The sequence below is a fragment of the Actinocrinis puniceicyclus genome, from assembly GCF_018283645.1.
GTDB lineage: Bacteria > Actinomycetota > Actinomycetes > Streptomycetales > Catenulisporaceae > Actinocrinis > Actinocrinis puniceicyclus.
Genome location: NZ_JAGSXH010000102.1, coordinates 1 through 21,101, shown reverse-complemented (window position 1 = coordinate 21,101; position 21,101 = coordinate 1). Strand labels below are relative to the sequence as shown.

Genomic DNA, 21,101 nt, shown 5'->3' with positions numbered 1-21,101 from the left:
TCAGTCGCCAGTGCCTCAGCCGTCGAGCATGCCCGCGTACCCGGGTGGCCCCGCGCAGAATCGGACGGGTCAGCCGTCGCCGCTTCAGCCGCCGATCCCGCGGCCGTACCCGGCTCCGCAGCAGGCCAATCACTATCCGATGGCGTATCAACAGGCGCCGCGACCAGCGCAGTACCGCCCGCCGCAGCAGCCGACGTACCAGGCGCCGCGCAATAAGGCGCCGCGGCAGCCGCAGAGCTACGCACCCAACGCGCCGGCCAAACGGACCGGGCTCGGCTGCCTGAGCAAGCTCGCGATTCTTGTCATCGTGCTGGCGATCGCCGTCGCGGTCGGCGTCACGGTCGGCCGGCAGTTGGCGAAGCGGCATCCGACCGCCGGATTCGGCAACGGCAACCGCTCCTCCAGCAGCGTCTCGCAGACGCGAATGCCGGTCGGCTTTGCGCGGCAGCCCTCCTGACAGTGCCACAGTTTGACGCTTGGCCATTTCATATCTCAGTACTGACTACTCCTGACGGGTGATCAGCTTAACGGCCGGTGACTTCAGCGGTGCTTCGGCGCGTTAGTTGCCCGCGCAGGTTCAGGAAGGCACAGTGTCGGTTAAGGCACGCGCGCGGACCTTCACGGAGCAACGGTGACACGCAAGATCGGCAGCAGGTACACGGTCACCAGAGTGATCGGCCGGGGCACCTGCGGCACGGTCTGGGAGGGGGCGGGCCCGGACGGGCCGGTCGCGGTCAAGCTGTTGCGTGAGGATCTGGCGGCGGATCAGACGCTGATCGCGCGTTTCGTCCAGGAACGCACGGTGCTCACGAGCCTGGTCCATCCGAATGTCGTCGCGGTGCGGGACCTGGTCGTGGACGGTACCGACCTGGCCCTCGTCATGGATCTGGTGCGCGGGACCGATCTGCGGGAGCGCCTGGAGACCCAGCGCGTGCTCACGCCGGCCGCCGCGGTCTCCATCGCATCCGATATCGCGGCCGGTCTCGCCGCCGCGCACGCTCGTGGTGTAGTGCACCGCGACGTGAAGCCGGAGAACGTGCTGATGGAGTCCGCCACCGGTGCCGCGCGGCTCACCGACTTCGGTATCGCGCGATTGGTGGACGGCCCGCGGCGCACTCGCGCCACACGTATCGTCGGGACACCCGACTATCTGGCGCCCGAAGTCATCGAGGGCTGTCCTCCCGGGCCACCGGTGGACGTGTACGCGCTTGGCACCCTCATCTTCGAACTGCTCACCGGGTGGACCCCGTTCGGCGGCGGTCACCCGGGCGCGGTGCTGCGTCGCCACGTGACCGAGCCGGTTCCCGACGTGCCCGGCATGCCGGAAGCGATCGGCGAGTTGTTGACCGTTTGCCTGTCCAAAGCCCCGGCCGCCCGGTTGACCGCCGCCGAGGTGGCCGGGCGGCTGCGGATGCTGGCCCCCGGTCTGGCCGGGCTGCCCGCGCTGCGCCTCGCCGACCCGCGGGCGGTCCTGGACCCTGTCGCGCTGGCCGCTGGTGCCGGGCGGGCGGTCCCGATGAGCGTGGGCGCGGTGCCGCTGGTACGCGGTTCCGGCGACCGGACGGACGCGGCGAGACAGACGCACGTGAACCTGATGCGGCCGATCCGGGAACCGCTCGGTCCCTCCGCTCCCATTCCCGGCACCGTGCCGAAGCCTCCGCAACAACGCGAATCGGTGGACACGCGAGACAGCACCGCCGCGGGAAGCACCTCGCACGCCGTCAACGCCCCGGCTGCCGCAGGCGGCTCGGGTGGCTCGGGTGGCTTGGGCGGGACGAGATCAGGCATCGGCGGCCTCAGCACCGCGTTCAGCCGCCCTGTGGGTGTCGGTCGACTGCGCGGCACTCGCGTGCAGGCAATCGCGGCCGTGGTCGCGGCTGCGGTCGTCGCCACCGGTGGCTACCTGTTGTCGAAGGGGGACTCCGGCAGCGCGAGAGAGCCCGCCAGAGTGTCGAAGCCCGGCAAGGCGACGAGTCTGAGCGGCGCTGCGGCGAGCCCGTCCGCCTCGCCTGTCGAGACGAAACCTGTCGGGCCGCTCGGCCTGCTGCCTCTTGGCGGTGTCGAGGCGCCTCCGGCCAGGCCGATCGGTGCCGTGCGTTACGTCGACGCGGGCAACGCGGCGTACGTCGTCATGACCGGTGCTGACGGTGTCGTGCGCTATGCCCCGGGGAGTGCGGGCCGGTCACCGCGGTTCACGGCTTGGCAGGCTCTGCCCGGTCTCACGGCAGCCGCCGAACCAGCCGTCATCGGGCGCCCATCCGGGAGCGTCGAGATCTATGCGGTGTCGAACGACGGCCAGATGCACCGCGCTGTGTTGAGCGACGGCGCGCCGTCGCGCTGGGACTCGCTCACCGGGGCCGGGATCGGCTCGATTCGCGTCGCCGGCGCGCCCGCAGCCGTCCCGCTGTCCGGGGGCCGCACGGAACTGCTCGTGGCTTCACGCGCGGGCAGCCTGCTCACCGCGGAGGGCTACGGGCGGCCCGGCGGCCGTTGGAAGCCGTGGCACGTCATCGGCAGCGCGGGCTCCATCAAGCCCGATGTGGCGGTGGCCGTGCGCGCGGACGGGACCTTGGCGGCTTACGTGATCCGGGCCTCCGATCTGGCCGACGTCAGGTTGATCGACGATCGGTGGTGGGGCTCGACCTATCCCACCGGGGCAGTTGGCCAGCCCGAGGCCGGGTATGTCAGCGGCGGCAAGCCGTACCTGTTCATTCAGTCCGTGGCCGGGGACGTCCAGGTTTACGAGCCGTCCGGGGCCGACTTGCATGGTTCGATGAACTGGGCGCCGGTAGGCGTCACGTCGCAGAATCCAGTCGGTGTGACTCCCGTCGCGGGTCTCGGCCTGGTCCTGGCGACCACGAGCGCGGACGGCACCGTGCGTCTGTACGCGACGAACGCCTGAACGCCGCCTCGCAGCGCGCCCGAACCGCGCACCACGCAGCGTCGCGTACCCTTGAGGGTTGTGGCCGTAGACGTAGCTGAAGAACTGAAGAACCTGAAGGCGACGATGTCCTCTATCGAGGCCGTCGTCGACCTCGATGCGCTGCGAGGCGAGATAAAGCGGCTCAACGAGGAGGCGGCGGCGCCGGACCTCTGGGACGATCAGGCCAAGGCGCAGAAGGTGACCAGCCGCCTGTCCTATGTGCAGGGTGAGCTCAACCGGGTCGAGTCGCTGCGCCGCCGGCTGGACGACATGGAAGTGCTGGCCGAGCTGGCCGAGGCCGAGGACGACGCGGAGACCCGCGCCGAGGTGGAGGCTGAGCTGCCCCGGGTCGCGCAGGCGATCAGCGAGCTTGAGGTGCGCACGCTGCTGTCGGGGGAATATGACGCCCGCGAGGCGCTGATCACGATCCGTGCCGAGGCCGGCGGGGTCGATGCGGCTGACTTCGCCGAGATGCTCATGCGCATGTATCTGCGTTACGCGGAGCGTCACGGCTATCCGACCGAGGTCTATGACACGTCCTACGCGGAAGAGGCCGGCATCAAGTCGGCGACCTTCGCGGTAAAGGTGCCGTACGCGTACGGGACGCTTTCCGTCGAGCAGGGCACGCACCGGCTGGTGCGCATTTCGCCGTTCGACAACCAGGGTCGGCGCCAGACCTCGTTCGCGGGTGTCGAGGTGGTGCCGGTGGTGGAGCAGACTGACCACATCGAGATTCCGGACGACGAGCTTCGGGTCGATGTCTACCGTTCCTCGGGGCCCGGCGGCCAGGGTGTCAACACCACCGACTCGGCGGTGCGGCTGACCCACCTGCCGACCGGCATCGTCGTCTCGTGCCAGAACGAGCGCTCGCAGTTGCAGAACAAGGCGTCCGCGATGGCGGTGCTCCAGGCGAAGCTGCTCGATCGTAAGCGGCAGGAGGAGCAGGCGAAGATCGACGCGCTCAAGGGCGACACGACCGGCTCGTGGGGCAACCAGATGCGCTCGTACGTTCTGCACCCTTACCAAATGGTGAAGGATCTGCGGACCGATTTCGAGACCGGTAACACCTCGGCGGTCCTGGACGGCGAGATTGACGGCTTCGTCGAGGCCGCGATTCGCTGGCGTCGCAAGCGGTAGGGGTGGTTCGGTCGGCCGCCCCCGGCGTGATCGCCCGTCAGGTCACCGATCGTCAGAGCCCGCCGGGGCCGGGCGAAGTGTGACTCAGCTCACGCGAAGTGGGCTTCAAGCGCAAGCAGACACACCAGCAGGGCCAAGATCGACAGCCACAGCCACAGCGGCGCGTTGAAGCCGCCCATTGTGCGTCTGAACTGGTCACGTGAGGCACGGCAGACCGGACAGCGTCCCTCGGACACCGGTCCGCAACAGTTGGCGCAGGCCAGCTCGTCGGGTCTCATCGAGTCCTCCTCATCACCCAGGACAACGCCGCGCTGCGCCCGTTCGTTCCCTCCTACCCCCGGCTCGCCTCGTACACTCCATGGGAGCTTCCCGCCGGAAGCCGCCGCCGGGAACCCACGCCCGCGCGGAGTCCTCGCGCAACCGGCTCCCACATCGGAGCCGTACTGTCTAGACTGCCGCCGGATGGTGATGCAACCGTGATTCGCTTCGAGAACGTCAGCAAGACGTATCCAAACCAGGTGCGCCCCGCGCTGCAGGAGATGTCCCTGGAGATCGAGCGCGGCGAGTTCGTCTTCGTCATCGGCTCTTCCGGCTCGGGCAAGTCCACGTTCATGCGGCTGATCCTGCGTGAGGAGCGACCCAGCACCGGCCGGGTCGTGGTCGCCGGCAAGGATCTCAATAGGCTGTCGAACTGGAAGCTGCCGCAGCACCGCCGGCTGATCGGGACCGTCTTCCAGGACTTCCGGCTGCTGCCGAACAAGACCGTGTACCAGAACGTCGCCTTCGCCCTGGAGGTGATCGGGCGGCCCAAGGGGCAGATCGTCAAGGTCGTGCCCGAGGTGCTGGAACTGGTCGGCCTCGCGGGCAAGGAGGACCGGATGCCCAACGAGCTGTCCGGTGGCGAGCAGCAGCGCGTGGCGGTCGCGCGCGCCTTCGTCAACCGGCCGATGATCCTCATCGCGGACGAGCCGACCGGTAACCTCGACCCGGAAACCAGCGTCGGCATCATGAAGCTGCTCGACCGGATCAACCGGACCGGCACCACGGTCGTGATGGTGACGCACGACCAGGCGATCGTGAACCAGATGCGCAAGCGCGTGCTCGAACTCGACCAGGGCACGCTCGTGCGCGACCAGGCCCGCGGCGTGTACGGCTACGTACGCTAGTGTTCCGCGGCGCTCCCCGAGCGAAACGGCGACCACGAGCGACGGGCTGACCCACTTAAAGCCAGAAAGCCACCGGCTTCGCGACTGAGCCGAAGGCTTCCGACTAGAGCTCCGGCAGGCAGGTAGACCGACCATGCGCGTCCAGTACGTCCTTCAGGAGATCGGCCAGGGGTTGCGCCGCAACCTCACGATGGTGATCGCGGTCATCGTCTCCACGGCGGTGGCCCTGGTGATGCTGGGATCAGGCCTGCTCATGTGGCAGCAGACCCTGCACATGCAGGACTACTGGTACGGCAAGGTCGAGGTCAGCGTCTTCATGTGCAACCAGGAGGACGTGGGCAAGTACACCAACTGCCAGACCGCGATCACCGACCTGCAGAAGCAGAGCATTCACGACACGCTGGTCAAGACCCCGCACGTGCAGACGGTCACGTTCGAGGACCAGCAGCAGGCTTTCCAGCACTACCAGCAGATGCAGGCCGGCTCGCCGATCTCGCAGGACGTGACGCCGAACGACATGCAGGACTCGTTCCGGGTCAAGCTGGACAACCCGGCCAACGCGACCGTCGTCGAGGGAGCCGTCTCAGGCCTGCCGGGCGTGCAGTCGGTCCAGGACGAGCAGCAGTTGCTGCGGCCGCTGTTCACCTTCATCCACATCGCCGAGTACACCGCGGTCAGTGTGGCCACGATCATGCTCGTGCTCGCCTTCCTGCTGATTTTCAACACGGTCCGGCTCTCCGCGTTCAGCCGCCGCCGGGAGACCGGGATCATGCGGCTGGTCGGCGCGTCGAACTTCTACATCCAGATGCCGTTCCTGCTCGAGGGCGCGGTCGCGGGACTTTCCGGCGGCGTGGTGGCCTCGGTGATCCTGGTCGGGGTCAAGGCGTTCTTCATCAACCACGTGGTGGCCCCGCACCTGACCTCGGTCCAGTTCATCGGCTGGGGTCCGTTCGTGTGGATCGTGCCGAGCCTGCTGATCGTCGGCGTGCTCATGTCCGTGCTCGCCTCGGCGTTCACGCTGCGAAAGTACTTGCGCGTCTGAGCGAGAATAGGGGCCATGGTCAGGGAACGCGGGCAGAAGACGATCGCCCAGAACAAGAAGGCGCGGCACGACTACTTCATCGAGGACGTCTACGAGGCGGGCCTGGTGCTCACCGGCACCGAGGTGAAGTCGCTGCGTGAGGGCCGCGCGTCCCTGGTCGACGGCTTCGCCCAGATCCGGGACGCCGAGGTGTGGCTCTACAACGTGCACATCCCCGAGTACAACCAGGGGACCTGGAACAACCATGCGCCGCGCCGGATGCGAAAGCTGCTTCTGCACCGCCAGGAGATCCAGAAGCTGATCGGCAAGTCCAAGGAGTCGGGACTGACGCTCGTCCCCCTCGCGTTGTACTTCAAGGACGGCAAGGCCAAGGTCGAACTGGGCCTGGCCCGCGGCAAGAAGGACTACGACAAACGCCAGACGCTGCTGGAGAAGCAGATGAAGCGCGAGGCGGAGCGCGACATCTCCGCGCACCGCCGCCGCTATCGCTGATCCGGCACCGGACCCGCTCGCTCGCCCGCCCAGTCCGCTTGCCCAGTCCGCATGTCCGCCGCCGGGTAGGGCGTCGGCCCCGCCCGCGCCAATCGGTTTTACCCGTCGGCGGTGCTACGCGTATCCTGGTAGCGGCGGGCACCCCGGTGTTCCGCCCCTGTTTGAGAACTGCACACACTGCTCACTGCCACGCCTGGCCTCCGCGGGAGGACGAGCGCGTGTCCGTGCGCTGCCGTGTGCGGTTTTTCCGCCACGGGGGTGAACGGTTTCGACATCGGACGTCGAAGCAGGGGAAGCGGGCCGAGGAAGCTGTGATGATCTCGTTAACCATACGCAGCAAAAAAACAAATGCCAATCAGAAGATGGCCCGGGCGAACTTCGCCCTCGTTGCCTGATCTAGCGATCACGTAACGGGCGGATAGCCCTGTCGGTCCAGGATCGCCCCCGGCCTGGAATCCGGCATCGCTAGGGGGCTCAACCTCAGGATCAGGTCACGGGAGACTGAGGGAAATCCACGTGGCTGGGCTCGTCGCAGACTCGTCTCAGGGATCTGCGGAGCCGAGAAAAGCGCACTGAGACTACGCCCGTAGAAGCCCTGTTGCCTCGCCGATGGACCCGGGTTCGATTCCCGGCACCTCCACTGTGTCCGGCCGACCCTGCGCGCGTGGGGCGCTCGCCGGATCGGCCATCGTCGCTGCTCGCAGGAGACGAGCGAATAGTCGCTGGCCGCAGTGCTAGCTACCGGGCGATACTGATCGACCATGACAGATCACGAGTCCACCGACGACGCCCGGGTCGGTCCGGCGCTGCGACGGGTACTGACACGCCCGGGCGGCGCGGAGTTGTTGGATGTGCTGGTCACCGAGCTCTCCGGCGCGGATCTGACCACGCTGTTGCTCGAGGTGTTCCGGCGCCGCGCCGACCGGCTCACCCCGGCCGAGGTGATGCGACGCTACCGCTCCGATCGATTCGTCGCCCCCGCTCCGACCGATCCGGCCGTATTGCGCCGCACCGAGGACGTGTTGCTCGCCGCGCTGCCCGACGGCTTCGAGACGCTCGTTCTGGCCCCGCTGCTGCCGCTGGGGGCGCACTGCGCGGTTGCGAGCGTTGATCCGCGCAAGGTAGTGGCCACGATCCGGGGCAGCGAGGTCGCGGCCGACCCGACCAACGCTCTGGCCCTGGAGGCCGCCGAGCGACGTGCCCGAGCCATGGCCACCGACTCCCGCTCGGCCGTACCCGTCCGGCTGGCCGCCACCCAACGAGTGGTGCGCGCCCAGCACTTCGGCGCACCCGGCATGCTCGCGCATTTCCAGCTCTTCGCGATGGTGAGCGCCGGCCGGGACACCGGCAACCGCGCCTTCGAACACCAGCACCTCACCGAGCATCTGCAGTTCGCCACCAGGGCGTTGTCCCGCGCCGGTATCGAGCACGCCGAGATCCGCCTGACCAGTCTGGACGAGTCGAGCATCCCGCTGCGTGAGCACGCCCGCGCCGCTCTGGCCGCAACACCGGGCATCGATGTCCTCGATGATCCCGAGCGCACGACCGGACGCGGCTACTACACCCACTTGTGTTACAAGGTCTACGCCACCATCGCCGGCCAGTGCGTCGAGATCGCAGACGGCGGATTCGTCGACTGGACCCAGCAGCTCACCGGCAGCCGTAAGGAACGCCTACTGATCAGCGGATTCGGAGTCGATCGATTGGCCGGCGCCTGACGGCATCGACGGCATCCAAGCCCGAACCACAACGTCAGACTAGAAAGCAGATCCACAGCTGCTGACTTCGCTCCGCTGCGGCAGTTGGCCGCCTGGGCTACTGCTGGAGCATGGGGTACGGGCGCGTGGCGCAAGGCCGGTTCGCAATGTGTCTCGTCGCGGTCTGCGGGCCTGCGGCCCGTGGCTTGCGGTCAGCCGGGTCCGGCTTCGATCCATTTCGCGCCCTTCGCGCGCACACCGAGGGCGAACAACCGCGCGAGCATCAAGGCACCTACCGCCCACCACAGGTAGGTCAGCGTCAGCGGCGCGAGGGCCACCGGAAGCGCTGCGCCGACGAACACCGCGGTGCACGCGAGCCCGGCCCAAGCCAGGTAGCGCGAATCGCCGGCGCCGATCAACACACCGTCGAGCACGAAGACAGCACCGGCCACCGGCTGGAACAACGCCATGATCAGCACCACCGGAACCAGCGCGGCGCGCACGTGGGCGTCAGGCGTCATCAGGCTCAGCGCGAACGGCGAAACCGCAAGCAGCAACCCGCCGGTGACCAGTCCGTAGCCGACACCCCACCGGGTCAGACGGCTCAGCAACTGCCTGGCCCGATCAGGCCGGCCCGCGCCGAGGGCATGGCCGACCAGCGCCTGGGCGGCGATGGCCAGGGCGTCCAAGGCCATCGCCAGCAGATTCCACACATTGCTCCCCACGGTGTGCGCGCCGAGCGCGGTGGTGCCCAGACGGCCGGCGACCCAGACACCTACCAGCAGGTAGGCGCGCAGCGCGACAGTGCGAATCAGCAGGGCGGCGTTCGCGCCCAGTCCGTGGCGGACCTCCTCCAGCCGCGGAAGCGGGCGCACGCCCCGGGCACGCGCCGCGGTGTGAATGATGCGCAGATAAGCGGCAGCCATCGCGGTCTGCGTGAGCACGGTACCGAGGGCCGAGCCGGCGATGCCCATCCCCGCCGGGTACACCAGCAGATAATTCAGCGCGGCGTTGGCCACCGCGCCCCAGCCCGCGATCAACAGTGGAGTGCGGGTATCGGCCAGGCCGCGCAGCACGCCCGTGCCGGCGAGCACGATGAGCATGCAGGGCAGGCCGAGGGAGCTGATACGCAGATAGGTGCCGGCGTATCCGATCGAGGCGGGCGGCACGCCGAGCCAGCGCACGATCGGTTCGGCCGCGCCGAGCCCGACGAGAGCGAGGGTGACGCCGAGCCCGGCGGCCAGGGCGACCCCCGCGATACCGCTGTTCAGGGCGCCGGCGGTGTCGCCCGCACCCAGCCGGCGCGCTACCGTGGCGGTGGTGCCGTATGCGAGGAAGACGCACACGTTGACCAGGGTCGCCAGCGCTGCGGCGGCGGTCCCGAGCCCGGCCAGCGGTGCGGTACCCAGACGGCTGATGATCGCGGTGTCCGCGAGCAGGAACAGCGGCTCAGCGATCAACGCGCCGAGGGCGGGAACGGCCAGCCGGAGGATTTCGCCGGCGGTGACCTGTCCGGTCGGAAACTCGGCCGTCGTGGTTGCTGTCCGCGCCACGCACTGATCGTCGCAGGTCCCGGTCCGGCCCGTCCAATACCGTTCGGCGCCTGAGATCCTTTTCCGACACCCCTATTCGCGCACGCGCACACCTTACGCACCGGCCGCCGCGTCTTTGACGGCCGAGATGTCGAACTCGAGGGTCACCTTCTCGCTCACGAGCATCCCGCCGGCCTCCAAGGCGGCGTTCCAGTTGACGCCCCAGTCCTTGCGGTTGATCGTGGTGCGGCCCTCCCAGCCGACACGCTGGTTGCCGTAGGGGTCGACCGCCGATCCGGTATAGACCAGGTCGAAGGTGACCGGCCGGGTCACGCCCTTGATGGTGAGGTCCCCGGTCACTCGGTAGGTGTCGGGCTCGACCTGCTGGACGGAGGTCGAGTTGAACGTGATCTGCGGGTAGTGCTCGAGATCCAAGAAGTCGTTACTGCGCAGATGGGCGTCCCGGTCCGCATTGTGAGTGTCGATGCTCGCCCCGTCGATGGTCAGTTGCAGCGTCGAGCGGGACGGATCCTCGACGTCGAAGGTGCCGGCACCGGTGAACCGGCTGAACGAGCCGTGCACCTTGGTGACCATGGCGTGGCGGGCGGTGAAGCCGATGCGGCTGTGCACCGGGTCGATGCTGTACGCCCCGGTCAGGGCGGTCGATGCAGTGCTGGTCACGTCGTGCCTCCAAATTTCAGCTATATCGCACAATGCACTCAATGCACTCAACGCACTCAATACGGCAGAAGGAAGTCTATTGCGGGTAGTGTGGTGACGTGGGGAAGCCACCGACGGAGCCCGCTCCCGCAGATGAAGACCGCTCGGGCGCGCGGCGCTTCGGGGTGGCTTGCCGAGGCATGCGGACCGGTTCGCCGGCCGGATCGTCCTCGAGATCTCCGAACCGGTCGACCGTTCGGCTGGTCCACCGGTCGACGACGGTGGAGACGCTGGAGATTGTGACGAACCAGGGCGTGCCCGCGCGAGAGACGCCCCGAAGAACGGGAATCCGGACGGTTCGACGAAGACCTTGAACTGATAGCGAGGCGAAGATGGCTGAGAGCTGCGAGCATCTGGAAACGCTGCGGATGGCGGACTTCCCCCCGCCGCGCACCCCGGAGGGCTGCGAGGAGTGCCTGGCCGAGGGTACCCGCTGGGTGGCGCTACGGGAGTGCCTGGAATGCGGGCACGTCGGCTGCTGCGACTCCTCTCCCGAAACCCACGCCACCAAGCACTACCACCAGACCAGCCACCCGGTCATGCGTTCGGTCATGCCGGGCGACGCCTGGAGCTGGTGCTACGTCCACGAGCTGACCGGCCGGCTGAGCGCCTGACAGGTCGCCTTGTTCCCCGTTGAGCCGGGCTGCGGGCCGCGCCATGCCCGCTACTTCACCGACCCCGCGGTCAGCCCGGAGACGACCTTCCGCTCGATGAGCGCGAACAGGACGATCACCGGTATGGTCGCGATGACGGACCCGGCGAACAGGTGCTGCCAGTCCACCGAGTAGGCGCCGATGAAGTTGTTCAAGCCCACGGTCAGCGGCTCGTTGGCCGGCGTGGAGGTGAGCGTCAGCGCGACGATGAACTCGTTCCAGGCGGCGATGAACGTGAAGATCAGGGCCGTGACGATGCCGGGCAGCGCCAGCGGGATGATCACCCGGAACATCGCGCCGAGCCGGGTACAGCCGTCCACCAGCGCAGCCTCCTCCAGTTCCCTCGGGATCGCGCCGAAGTAGGCGTTGAGGATCCAGATCGCGAAGGCCATGTTGAAGCCCGCGTTGACCAGGATCAGCGCGGTCGGGTCGTCGATCATGCCGAGCTGGTTGAACTGGCCGAAGATGCCGACGACCAGGGCCGTGGGCTGGAACATCTGGGTGACCAGCACCAGCAGCAGGAAAGCGGTGCGACCGCGGAACCTGCGGCGCGCGGTGTAGTAGGCCGCCGGCGTCGCCACCAGAAGCACCAGCGCCGTCGCGCCGCCGGCGACCGTGAGCGAGACGCGCAGGTTCGAGCCGATGCCGGTGGACCACAGCGAGCTGAAGTTCGACCACGCGTAATGGCGCGGCAGGTAGCCCGCGTCCAGCAGTTCTCTCGGCGGGCGCAGCGCGGTCAGCGCCATCTCGACGTAGGGCAGCAGGAAGATCAGAGCCACGACATACGCCGCGGCGGCGATGATCATGGTGCGCGGCCTCGGCGGATTGCGGCGGGCCCGTGGCCGCCCGGTCCTTGCGGCGGCGGCAGCGGCGGTGCGCGCGGCGGCTGGGGCTGGGGCGCTGGTCGCGGCCATCGTCACGCCACCTCCTTCTTCCAGTTGCTGACCCGCAGGAACACCAGCACCATCGCGACGATCACGGCGAAGTTCACCACGGACATCGAGGCCGACTGGCCGATGAAGTTCTGCTTCAGGTTGAACATGTAGACCGTCGAGGTGTTCGTCTCGTAGCCGGGGCCGCCGCGGGTCATTTCCCAGATGATCGGGAAGGAGTTGAACACGTTCATCACGTTGATCAGCGTGGCGACCAGGATCGCCGGGCGCAGCAGCGGAAGGGTGACCGCGAGGTAGGTGCGCGACGGCGAAGCGCCGTCGATCTCGGCCGCCTCGTACACCTCGGCGGGGACGGTCTGCAATCCGGCCAGGATCGTGTACGTCGAGAACGGGACCGAGACGAACACCGCCACCGCGATCATCCACGCGAACGCGGCGTCCGGGCGGCCGAGCCAGTCCGCCTGGCTGGTGCCCAGCTTCGAAAGCAGGCCCAGATCGCGCAGCAGCAGGTTGAGCGCGCCGGTGTTCGGGTCGAGCATCCAGCGGAAGATGATCGCCGTCATCATCACGGAGGCCGCCCACGGCGCGATCAGCGCCCAGCGGGCGACGCGCCGGCCGGGGAAACGCTGGTTGAACAGCTGTGCCACGCCGAGCGAGACCAGCATCGTCAGGCCGACCACCGCCCCCACCCACAGCAGGCTGCGCAGCATGATCGGGCCGAAATTCGGGTCCTGAAACAGCTTCGTGTAGTTCCTGAACCCGGCCGAGCCCAGCAGGAAGCCGTCCGGGCTGTAGTGCTGGAAGGAGATCCGGAACATCTCGTAGACCGGCCAGAGCACCGCGAAGCCGATCAGCGCGATCGCCGGACCGAGCCAGCCGAGGGGGGCCGCGGCCCGGCCGAGCCGCCGCGGCGGGAGATTAGAGAGCGATGACATGGGTCTGGGTCTCTCCGCTGATTCGGGAAGGGCGGCGCGTCGCCGCGGGGGCCTTCGGGTCCCGGCCGGTGTCACCACCGCCCGCGCCGGGGCGTCGGCCGGAACCCGAAGCTTGGGGCAGCGTCAGTTCACTGCGTTACCTGTGCGTGTCACCTGTGCCGTGTCACTGGCCCGCGGTCGCGCTCTGCTGGATCTGGTCGAGCACGTTCCTCGGGTCGCCGGTGATCGCGGTGCCGATCTGCTTCTGGATCGCGGTCAGCACGGTGCTCCAATCGGCCTGCGAGCTCGGATACAGCGTCGCCGTGCCCAGGTTCTTCACGAAGCCGGCGAACTGCGGGTTGCCCGACATGCTGTTGGTCGCCGAGGTGGTGGCGGGCAGCAGATCGTATTCGTTGTCGAAGGCCAGCTGGTTCTGGTCGCTGTAGGCGAAGTCCAGGAAGGACTTGACCGCGGCCCGGTGGTCGCCTTTGTCCAGCGCCACGACGTAGTCCGCGACGCCCACGGTGGACGTCAGCGGGCCGGTCTTGCCGGGCACGGCCACCACGCCGTAGCCGGAGCTCTGCAGCACGCCGGCCTTCTGGATGATCGGGATCAGCGCCGGAGAGCCGTTGATCATGCCGATGTCACCCTGCGCGAACTGCTGCCACAGGTCGGTGCGGTTCTTGGTGGCCGGGTCCGGCTCGGTCGCGCCGGACTTCGCCAGGCCCTGCAGGTACTGGTACGTCGCGATGTTCTGCGCCGAGTTGATCGCGTACTTGCCGGAGGCGTCGGTCAGGCCGCCGCCGTTGCCGAGGAACCACAGCAGCGACTCGGCCTGGGCCTCCTCGGAGCCCAGCGGCAGGCCGAACCCGGTCTTGCCGGTCTTCTGCGCGACCGCCTTCGCGTCGGCCTTCAGCTGGTCCCAGGTGGTCGGCGGGGACGAGATGCCGGCCCGGGTGAACAGCTTCTTGTTGTAGAACATGGCCCGCGACGAGGTGGTCCACGGGATGCCGTACTCGGTCCCGTTCACCTCGCCCGCCTTCGCGAAGATCGGGTTGATGTTCGAGAGCGCGGCCGCGTCGAGCACGTCCGAGGCCTTGTACGCGATGCCGTCCTGCACGTACTGGGCGTAGGTCAGACCCTCCAGGATGTCAGGGTACTGCTTGTTCTGGATCATCGTCTGGACCTTCGAGCTCAGGTCGTTCCAGTCGATCGTCTGCACCTGCACGGTGATGTTCGGGTTCGCCTGGTGGAAGGCGTCGGCGACGTGCTGCCAGTAGGTCTGCGAGGAGTTCGCCGGGCCGGTGCCGTAGTCGGCGGCGACCAGCTTGATGGCGACGGCGCCGGAGGTTGAGCCGCCGGAGGAGGAAGAGGGCTTCGAGGAACTGCCGCAGGCGGTGAGTGCCAGGGTCGCGCTGAGCCCGAGGACCGCCGCTGCCGCGAGACGTTGTTTCATGGGGATGCCTTTCACCGAAGGGGAGAACGGGCCGGGCCGGGGGAGTGGGGAGCGGAGTGTGGAGCGCTGAAATTCCGGGGTGCGGTCACCGTAGGCCAGCCGGTCCGGTCTGGTCTAGACCAGATGGGATGCCGGTCTATACCAGTTATGGAAACGTGACCTTCGGGCGAGGGTCCACCGCGGCGGTGAAAGCCGGTTGAGAAGTCGCGCGTGAGATCGGATGAGCCGACGACGGCCGACGACCGTGGCGCGGATCGGCGCCCGCGGCCGGGCCGGCGTACCGCGCCACTACTCCTCGTCGACGACGGCGAAGCTCTCGTCCGGGCAGGCCGGCGAACCTCGGGCCTGTCTCACCGCCGTCCGCGCGGTCGTCGAGGCGAGCGGCCGGTCGGTCCGAGCGCCGAGAGGTCCTTCGCGGCGCGGGACGCCAGTGTTCCGGCGCGGGACGCCAGCGGCCGCTCAGTCTCCGGCGAGCGGCCGCCGACGCGCATCGCGTCTTTCGTCACAGCAGCGCGGCGAGGTCCTTCGCGAGGGCCTGGAAGGCGCGCGTGCGGTGCGAGATGGCGTTCTTCTCTCCGGCCGCCATCTCGGCCGTGGTCCGGTCGTATCCGTCCGGCAGGAAGATCGGGTCGTACCCGAATCCGTTCGAACCGCGCGGAGCGTGCAACAGCGCGCCGTCGATCCGCCCCTCGCGCACCACCTGCCTGCCGTCCGGGAGGGCGAGCGCGGCCGCGCAGGCGAAATGGGCCTGCCGGTGCTCGTCCGCGACATCGCGCAACTGCGCCAACAGCAGATCGAGGTTCGCCTTGTCGTCGCCGTGCCGTCCTGCCCAGCGCGCCGAGAAGATACCGGGCGCGCCGCCGAGCACGTCCACACACAGTCCTGAGTCGTCGGCGACCGCGGGCAGGCCGGTGCGGGCAGCCACGTCCACCGCCTTGAGCAGCGCGTTCTCAGCGAAGGTGACACCGGTCTCGGCGACGTCGGGTAGGTCCGGGAACCCGGCCACGCCGAGCAGTTCGGCCTCGACCCCGCTCGCCGCGAGGATTGCGTGCAGCTCCTCGATCTTGTGCCGGTTGCGGGTGGCGAGCACGACGCGCGGCGCGCAGACAGGGCTCGAACCGGCCGCCCGCGTCACCGCGGTCACCAGCCCAGCGCCTGGCGCTGAACCGCCGTCAGCTCGGCGCAGCCGGCCGTGGCCAGGTCCAGCAGCTCGGTCAGCTCGGCCCGGTCGAACGGGGCACCCTCGGCCGTGCCCTGCACCTCGACGAAGCGCCCGTCGCCGGTGCACACGACGTTCATGTCCGTCTCCGCGCGCACGTCCTCCTCGTAGCAGAGGTCGAGCATGGGGACGCCGCCGATGATGCCGACGGAGACCGCGGCCACCGAACCGGTCAGCGGCTCCTTGCCGGCGCGCAGCGAGCCGTTCTTCTTCAGCCAGGACACCGCGTCCGCGAGCGCGACGTACGCGCCCGTGATCGCCGCCGTGCGGGTGCCGCCGTCGGCCTGCAACACGTCGCAGTCGAGCACGATCGTGTTCTCGCCGAGCGCCTTGTAGTCCACCACGGCCCGGATCGCCCGGCCCACCAGCCGTGAGATCTCGTGCGTACGCCCGCCGATGCGACCCTTGACCGACTCGCGGTCGGAGCGCTCGTGCGTGGCGCGCGGCAGCATCGCGTACTCGGCGGTGACCCAGCCGAGCCCCGACCCCTTGCGCCAGCGCGGCACTCCCTCGGTGACCGAGGCGGCGCACAGCACCCGGGTACGGCCGAACTCGACGAGCACCGAGCCTTCGGCGTGGTCGAGCCAGTCTCGGCGGATGGTGATCGGGCGCAGCTGGTCGGGGCGGCGGCCGTCGATCCGGACGGCGGGCGCGCTGGTGTTACTCTGCGGCGCGGTGCGCGCTGCGGCGGAGGCTGGGGAAGATCCCTGGGTCATGAGTCGAGCGTAGCCGCCGCGCGGACCCGGCTCAGTTCCGGGCCGAGGAACCGCCGCCCGATCTCCTTGAACCGCTCGGGGTCGCCGGTGGTGCGGAACTCGTGCTCCGGCGTGCCGAGGGACTCGTCGCGCATCAGGCCGAGCCCGGCCAGCTTGCGGTAGACGTCCTTGGCGGTCTCCTCGGCGCTGGAGATCAGGGTGACGCCCTCGCCCATCACGTAGGAGATCACGCCGGTAAGCAGCGGGTAGTGGGTGCAGCCCAGGATGAGCGTGTCGACCCCGGCCGCGGCCACCGGGTCGAGGTACTCGTGCGCAACCTTGATCAGCTCCTCGCCGCCGGTGACGCCGTCCTCGACGAACTCCACGAAGCGCGGGCACGCCTGCGTCAGTAGCTTGATATGCGGCGCCGCAGCGAAGGCGTCCTCGTACGACTCGGAGGTCTTGGTCGCCGGCGTGCAGATCACCCCGACCTGGCTGTTTCGGGTGGCCGCCACGGCGCGACGGGCCGCGGGGTGGATCACCTCGACCACCGGGACCGCGTACCGCTCGCGGGCGTCGCGCAGCACTGCGGAGCTGGCCGAGTTGCACGCGATGACAAGCATCTTCACGCCGTGGTCCACCAGCATGTCCAGGCACTCGAGCGAGTACTTGCGCACGTCCGCGATCGATTTCGTGCCGTACGGCTGCCGCGCGGTGTCGCCGAGGTAGAGGATCGGCTCGTGCGGCAACTGGTCGAGTACGGCCCTTGCGACGGTCAGACCGCCATAACCGCTGTCGAAGATTCCGATGGGTGCGTCAGCCACCGGCTAACCATAACCGCACGGGAGCCGGCTTGAACGCGGCGGTGCCGCTGTGAATACGCACGCCGCGGCTTATGCCCAAAGTTGTCCTTCGAGGCGGTCGCCGGCTTCGTCGAGGCTGCCCTCGTACGCGCCGGTGGACAGGTATTTCCAGCCGCCGTCGGCGACGATGAACGCGATGTCGGCGCGTTGTCCGGCCTGGTGTGCCTTGCGCGCGAGACCGAGCGCGGCGTGCAGCGCGCACCCTGTGGAGACGCCCGCGAAGATTCCCTCGACCTCCAGCAACTGGCGGGTGCGGCGCAGCGCGTCCAGCGACCCGACCGAGTAACGGGTCGTCAGGACCGACTCGTCGTACAGCTCGGGGACGAATCCCTCGTCCAGGTTGCGCAGCCCGTAGATCAGGTCGTCGTAACGCGGCTCGGCGGCCACGATCTGCACGCCGGGCACCTTCTCCCGCAGGTACCGGCCCACGCCCATCAGCGTGCCGGTGGTGCCCAGGCCCGCGACGAAATGCGTGATGGTCGGCAGGTCCTCAAGCAGCTCCGGGCCAGTGCCCGCATAGTGTGCTCCCGCGTTGGCCGGGTTGCCGTACTGATACAGCATCACCCAGTCCGGGTGCTCGGCCGCGAGGCCCTTCGCCACCCGCACGGCCTCGTTCGAGCCGCCCGCCGCCGGGGAGGGGATGATCTCGGCGCCCCACATGCGCAGCAGTTGGCGCCGCTCCTCGCTGGTGTTCTCCGGCATCACGCAGACCAGCCGGTAGCCCTTGAGCTTGGCCGCCATCGCCAGCGCGATTCCGGTGTTGCCGCTGGTGGGTTCCAGGATCGTGGCTCCCGCGGTCAGGCGGCCCTCGGCCTCGGCGGCCTCGATCATCGCCAGGGCGGGCCGGTCCTTGGTCGAGCCGGTGGGGTTGCGGTCCTCCAGCTTCGCCCACAGGCGCACCTGGGGGCTCGGGGAGAGCTTGGGCAGGCCGATCAGCGGGGTGTGGCCGAGGGAGTCGAGCAGGCTGTCGTAGCGCATGGTCAGCGCGCGCCGCCGGCGACGGCCGGGAGCACGGTGACCGCGTCCCCGTCGGTGAGCGGGGTGGTCAGCCCGCCGGTGAAACGCACGTCCTCGTCGTTGAGGTAGACGTTCACGAAGCGGCGAAGCTGCCCGTTCTCGATCAGTCGCTCGCCGATGCCGGGATGCCGCTGGTCAAGATCGGTGATCAGGTCGCGCAGCGTGCCGCCCTCGGCCTCGACGCGCTTGGCGCCGTCGGTGTAGCTGCGCAGGATGGTCGGGATGGAGACCTGGACGGCCATGAATTCAGCTCCTGAACGGTATCGGCTCTTGGCACTTTTGGCGGCCATGGGCACACCGGGGAACGCATGCGCCCATGTTATCGATTCCCGCATCGGCCGGGACGGGGTGTCCGTGCTCTGGTCAGGAGTTCGCCCACGGCGCGGGCCCGCCGCCGGAAGAGTGCATGAGCGCGAGGAACACGGTGGCCAGCGTGAGCCAGCGAGTCATCGGGTTGCGCGGCAGCAGCGCCAGGATCACCCACGCCAGGGCGGCGTACCAGGGCAGCGACCAGGGCGCGACCACGATCCAGGCGAAGCACAGCGCGAACGGCACGGTGACGGCGGCCGGCTGGTCCGGGGAGAAGCGCCGGTAGATGAACACCGCGACCGCGATCATCAGGATCGGCCAGCCGATCGACGTGGCCACCGCGCCGATGCGCTGCCCGAGATCGCCCTCGCCGAACAGCGCGAAGATCCCCTGCAGCGCCAGCTGGAAGGCCCGCCACGGCGAGGGGGTGGCCACCAGGCTGGAGGCGGTGAGCAGCTGCTTCACGGCGTGCAGGCCGTAGAAGGAGTAGAAGAACACCACCGAGCCCACGCCGCCGACCGCGAGGCGGGCCGTGTTCCACCAGTCCCGCCGCATCGCCAGCGCCCACGCCAGCCCCGCCCCGACCAGGCCGGAGTTGACCTTGAACGCGCAGGCGATGCCTACCGCGAGCCCCGCGGCCAGATAGCGCCAGCCCTGCGTGCCGCCCCGGGCGATCTGCACGCCGACGACCACCGCGGCGGCCGCGTACGTATCCAGGTGGCCGCCCGCGACCAGCTGCTGTATCAGCACCGGGTTCGCGACCCACATCAGCGAGGCGCGCACCGGGTCGTCCGCGGTGCGCAGCAGGAAGTAGCCGACCCCGAGGAACACCGCCCCGTTGAAGATCATCAGGAAGTGCACGGTCGAGCCGGGGCTCAGCCCGCCGAGCCAGGCCGCCAACTGCTGCACCCAGGTCGCGATCGGCCCGTACACGGAGGGGGTGCGGGTCCACATCGGCCCGACCGACCTCGTGTAAGGATTCTGTGGCCCGAGGATGTCGGGGCCGTTGGTGTAGGGGTCGAAGCCCCGGTTGGCCACGTGCCCGTACGCCGCGTAGCTGGCCGCGTCCGAGGAACCGACCGGGGTGATGTTCACCATCACCGCGACGATCGCGCAGGCGGCGAGGAACAGGTGCCGCGGGTTCGGCCGCCAGCCGCGGCTGTTCGCCCAGAGCAGTCCGGCCAGGCCGAGGCACTGCAGCACGATCGCCAGGTAGGTCAGCGGGAAGGAGACGAACCAGGGCAGCTCCCACAGGTGGCCGGAGAGCGGCAGCACGATCGGCTTGAGGTTCGCCGGGTCGCCGGTGAAGTTCGGCGGCAGCGTGTTGAAGTTCGGCGACAGGATGCCCACGAGCATGATCAGCAGCAGGCCGACCAGCGAGACGCCGACCGCGACGCGCGGCGTGGCCAGGGTCGATCCGGCCAGCCGGTAGACGAACTCGATCAGCTCGCTCAGCAGTCGGCGCGGGCCGACCGGGCGCAGGCTGCGTGGCGTGCGCTCGTCGAGCGGCCCGGGCAGCACGCCCGGCGAGGTGGCGGTCCCGCCTCGCGGCCGCGCGGCCGATTCGCTCATCGCTCCCTCACACGTCCCCGCGACCACGGCAGGCCCTTAGTCGGGACCCGCGCGTGATGATAGTCCCTAGGCTGTTGAGGCGCCCCTGTGTTCCCGGGCGCCCGGTGTGGCTGACGCCCCGGCCGGCTGTAGTAGATCTTGTGCGGCGGCGGCTTCGAGTGGCGCGTCGGCGTGCCGGGAGGCGGGCTCCCGCGTCGTCGCGGACCACAGCTTGCGCAGCGCGATCAGCGTGGCGGCCAGTAGCACCAGGTTGCGAGCCGCGACCACCGCGGTGCCCAGGAACCCGTGCGTGAGCACCTGGAGGAACAGGATCGGGAATTCCAGCTGGCTCACCAGCGTGCAGGCCAGCACGAGTCGCGCGGGCGTCGCCATCAGCGTGCCGCGGCGTCCGGGGCCGTTCTCGGCCAGGCACAGCGCGGACAGCCCGATGAGCCAGATCAGGTACTGCGGGCTGAGCACCCGGCTGGTGACAACCATCACCAGCAAGACGGTGAAACCGGCGTCGTACATCAGCGCCGGTGACCAGCGGTCCGGGTGGAAGCGGCGCAACCGCCACCACAGCACGATGCCGAAGCCCAGCAGCGTCAGCAGGATCGCGCCCGAGGCGACCACGCCCGTGCCGGGCCCGGCCAGCTGGAAGTTGCCGTCCTCGTGCACGGTGCGGATCGGGTAGCCGAACCAAGAGGCGATCATGAACGGCGAGGCGAACACCGCCTCCACCTCGATGCCCCGGCTCGACTGATGGTCGAGGAAGGACAGCGCCCCGGGCAGCGCCGCCGCCAGCAGCCCGCTGACCACCAC

General features: G+C 69.0%; 19 protein-coding genes, 1 other RNA gene and 3 pseudogenes. 10 read left to right on the top strand and 13 right to left on the bottom strand.

Translation table 11 applies throughout. From position 1 onward, the window contains the following. From KGA66_RS22420 to prfB, 4 genes and pseudogenes are all read left to right on the top strand, one after another. Window positions 1-457, top strand: a pseudogene (locus KGA66_RS22420) (hypothetical protein); the annotation flags it as partial. A gap of 174 nt (window positions 458-631) precedes the next feature. Next, a pseudogene (locus tag KGA66_RS32210) lies at window positions 632-1,789 on the top strand (serine/threonine-protein kinase); the annotation flags it as partial. A gap of 30 nt (window positions 1,790-1,819) precedes the next feature. Beyond that, complete coding sequence (locus KGA66_RS32555; RefSeq protein ID WP_498066740.1) at window positions 1,820-2,902, top strand: DUF8189 domain-containing protein; 1,083 nt, start codon at window positions 1,820-1,822, stop codon at window positions 2,900-2,902. 60 nt (window positions 2,903-2,962) lie between these two features. Further along, on the top strand, window positions 2,963-4,060 hold the full coding sequence (gene prfB, locus KGA66_RS22410) for a peptide chain release factor 2 (RefSeq protein WP_211470274.1): 1,098 nt from the start codon (window positions 2,963-2,965) through the stop codon (window positions 4,058-4,060). 89 nt (window positions 4,061-4,149) lie between these two features. Here the strand turns inward: prfB and KGA66_RS22405 are convergent, their stop codons facing one another. Further along, window positions 4,150-4,338, bottom strand: a complete 189-nt coding sequence (locus KGA66_RS22405; protein WP_211470272.1) for a hypothetical protein — start codon at window positions 4,336-4,338, stop codon at window positions 4,150-4,152. A 198-nt stretch (window positions 4,339-4,536) separates the two neighbouring features. Between KGA66_RS22405 and ftsE the strand changes: the two genes are divergently transcribed. The 5 genes from ftsE to KGA66_RS22380 all read left to right on the top strand — a co-directional run bounded on the left by ftsE (window position 4,537) and on the right by KGA66_RS22380 (window position 8,478). Continuing rightward, on the top strand, window positions 4,537-5,226 hold the full coding sequence (ftsE, locus tag KGA66_RS22400) for a cell division ATP-binding protein FtsE (RefSeq protein WP_211470270.1): 690 nt from the start codon (window positions 4,537-4,539) through the stop codon (window positions 5,224-5,226). A gap of 133 nt (window positions 5,227-5,359) precedes the next feature. After that, on the top strand, window positions 5,360-6,268 hold the full coding sequence (gene ftsX / locus KGA66_RS22395) for a permease-like cell division protein FtsX (RefSeq protein WP_211470268.1): 909 nt from the start codon (window positions 5,360-5,362) through the stop codon (window positions 6,266-6,268). Window positions 6,269-6,283: 15 nt separating this feature from the next. Beyond that, window positions 6,284-6,760: an SsrA-binding protein SmpB gene (smpB, locus tag KGA66_RS22390; RefSeq protein ID WP_211470266.1), complete on the top strand. Its 477-nt coding sequence runs from the start codon at window positions 6,284-6,286 to the stop codon at window positions 6,758-6,760. A gap of 254 nt (window positions 6,761-7,014) precedes the next feature. Then, window positions 7,015-7,403, top strand: a transfer-messenger RNA (tmRNA) gene (gene ssrA, locus KGA66_RS22385). Between the two features lie 118 nt (window positions 7,404-7,521). Then, entirely contained in the window at window positions 7,522-8,478 is a 957-nt protein-coding gene (locus KGA66_RS22380) for a hypothetical protein (RefSeq protein ID WP_211470264.1), read from the top strand. Between the two features lie 191 nt (window positions 8,479-8,669). Here KGA66_RS22380 and KGA66_RS22375 read toward each other — a convergent pair whose 3' ends face one another. Continuing rightward, window positions 8,670-10,010: an MATE family efflux transporter gene (locus KGA66_RS22375; protein WP_211470262.1), complete on the bottom strand. Its 1,341-nt coding sequence runs from the start codon at window positions 10,008-10,010 to the stop codon at window positions 8,670-8,672. Between the two features lie 93 nt (window positions 10,011-10,103). Then, window positions 10,104-10,670, bottom strand: a complete 567-nt coding sequence (locus tag KGA66_RS22370; RefSeq protein ID WP_211470260.1) for a YceI family protein — start codon at window positions 10,668-10,670, stop codon at window positions 10,104-10,106. Between the two features lie 371 nt (window positions 10,671-11,041). Between KGA66_RS22370 and KGA66_RS22365 the strand changes: the two genes are divergently transcribed. Continuing rightward, complete coding sequence (locus KGA66_RS22365; protein ID WP_211470258.1) at window positions 11,042-11,323, top strand: UBP-type zinc finger domain-containing protein; 282 nt, start codon at window positions 11,042-11,044, stop codon at window positions 11,321-11,323. A 50-nt stretch (window positions 11,324-11,373) separates the two neighbouring features. Here the strand turns inward: KGA66_RS22365 and KGA66_RS22360 are convergent, their stop codons facing one another. From KGA66_RS22360 to KGA66_RS22315, 10 genes and pseudogenes are all read right to left on the bottom strand, one after another. Then, window positions 11,374-12,276, bottom strand: a complete 903-nt coding sequence (locus tag KGA66_RS22360) for a carbohydrate ABC transporter permease (protein WP_246508300.1) — start codon at window positions 12,274-12,276, stop codon at window positions 11,374-11,376. A 2-nt stretch (window positions 12,277-12,278) separates the two neighbouring features. After that, window positions 12,279-13,190: a carbohydrate ABC transporter permease gene (locus KGA66_RS22355; RefSeq protein ID WP_211470256.1), complete on the bottom strand. Its 912-nt coding sequence runs from the start codon at window positions 13,188-13,190 to the stop codon at window positions 12,279-12,281. A gap of 163 nt (window positions 13,191-13,353) precedes the next feature. Beyond that, on the bottom strand, window positions 13,354-14,625 hold the full coding sequence (locus KGA66_RS22350) for an extracellular solute-binding protein (protein ID WP_211470254.1): 1,272 nt from the start codon (window positions 14,623-14,625) through the stop codon (window positions 13,354-13,356). A 502-nt stretch (window positions 14,626-15,127) separates the two neighbouring features. Then, window positions 15,128-15,760, bottom strand: coding sequence for an RdgB/HAM1 family non-canonical purine NTP pyrophosphatase (gene rdgB / locus KGA66_RS22345; protein WP_211470278.1), 633 nt, complete (start codon window positions 15,758-15,760; stop codon window positions 15,128-15,130). A 5-nt stretch (window positions 15,761-15,765) separates the two neighbouring features. Further along, window positions 15,766-16,560, bottom strand: coding sequence for a ribonuclease PH (gene rph, locus KGA66_RS22340; protein WP_211470252.1), 795 nt, complete (start codon window positions 16,558-16,560; stop codon window positions 15,766-15,768). After that, on the bottom strand, window positions 16,557-17,363 hold the full coding sequence (murI, locus tag KGA66_RS22335) for a glutamate racemase (protein WP_211470250.1): 807 nt from the start codon (window positions 17,361-17,363) through the stop codon (window positions 16,557-16,559). Before murI ends, rph begins: the two co-directional genes overlap by 4 nt. 69 nt (window positions 17,364-17,432) lie before the next feature. Then, entirely contained in the window at window positions 17,433-18,380 is a 948-nt protein-coding gene (locus KGA66_RS22330) for a PLP-dependent cysteine synthase family protein (RefSeq protein WP_211470248.1), read from the bottom strand. A gap of 2 nt (window positions 18,381-18,382) precedes the next feature. Next, window positions 18,383-18,661, bottom strand: coding sequence for a MoaD family protein (locus KGA66_RS22325; RefSeq protein WP_211470246.1), 279 nt, complete (start codon window positions 18,659-18,661; stop codon window positions 18,383-18,385). 121 nt (window positions 18,662-18,782) lie between these two features. Beyond that, entirely contained in the window at window positions 18,783-20,300 is a 1,518-nt protein-coding gene (mptB, locus tag KGA66_RS22320; protein ID WP_211470244.1) for a polyprenol phosphomannose-dependent alpha 1,6 mannosyltransferase MptB, read from the bottom strand. Between the two features lie 66 nt (window positions 20,301-20,366). Then, a pseudogene (locus KGA66_RS22315) lies at window positions 20,367-21,101 on the bottom strand (hypothetical protein); the annotation flags it as partial.

Coding starts and splice junctions, on each gene's coding strand:
- KGA66_RS22405 (WP_211470272.1), bottom strand. CDS start 4,338: ATGAGACCCGACGAGCTGGCCTGCGCCAACTGTTGCGGACCGGTGTCC.
- ftsX (WP_211470268.1), top strand. CDS start 5,360: ATGCGCGTCCAGTACGTCCTTCAGGAGATCGGCCAGGGGTTGCGCCGC.
- smpB (WP_211470266.1), top strand. CDS start 6,284: ATGGTCAGGGAACGCGGGCAGAAGACGATCGCCCAGAACAAGAAGGCG.
- KGA66_RS22380 (WP_211470264.1), top strand. CDS start 7,522: ATGACAGATCACGAGTCCACCGACGACGCCCGGGTCGGTCCGGCGCTG.
- KGA66_RS22365 (WP_211470258.1), top strand. CDS start 11,042: ATGGCTGAGAGCTGCGAGCATCTGGAAACGCTGCGGATGGCGGACTTC.
- KGA66_RS22360 (WP_246508300.1), bottom strand. CDS start 12,276: ATGGCCGCGACCAGCGCCCCAGCCCCAGCCGCCGCGCGCACCGCCGCT.
- KGA66_RS22355 (WP_211470256.1), bottom strand. CDS start 13,190: ATGTCATCGCTCTCTAATCTCCCGCCGCGGCGGCTCGGCCGGGCCGCG.
- KGA66_RS22350 (WP_211470254.1), bottom strand. CDS start 14,625: ATGAAACAACGTCTCGCGGCAGCGGCGGTCCTCGGGCTCAGCGCGACC.
- rph (WP_211470252.1), bottom strand. CDS start 16,560: ATGACCCAGGGATCTTCCCCAGCCTCCGCCGCAGCGCGCACCGCGCCG.
- KGA66_RS22330 (WP_211470248.1), bottom strand. CDS start 18,380: ATGCGCTACGACAGCCTGCTCGACTCCCTCGGCCACACCCCGCTGATC.
- KGA66_RS22325 (WP_211470246.1), bottom strand. CDS start 18,661: ATGGCCGTCCAGGTCTCCATCCCGACCATCCTGCGCAGCTACACCGAC.
- mptB (WP_211470244.1), bottom strand. CDS start 20,300: ATGAGCGAATCGGCCGCGCGGCCGCGAGGCGGGACCGCCACCTCGCCG.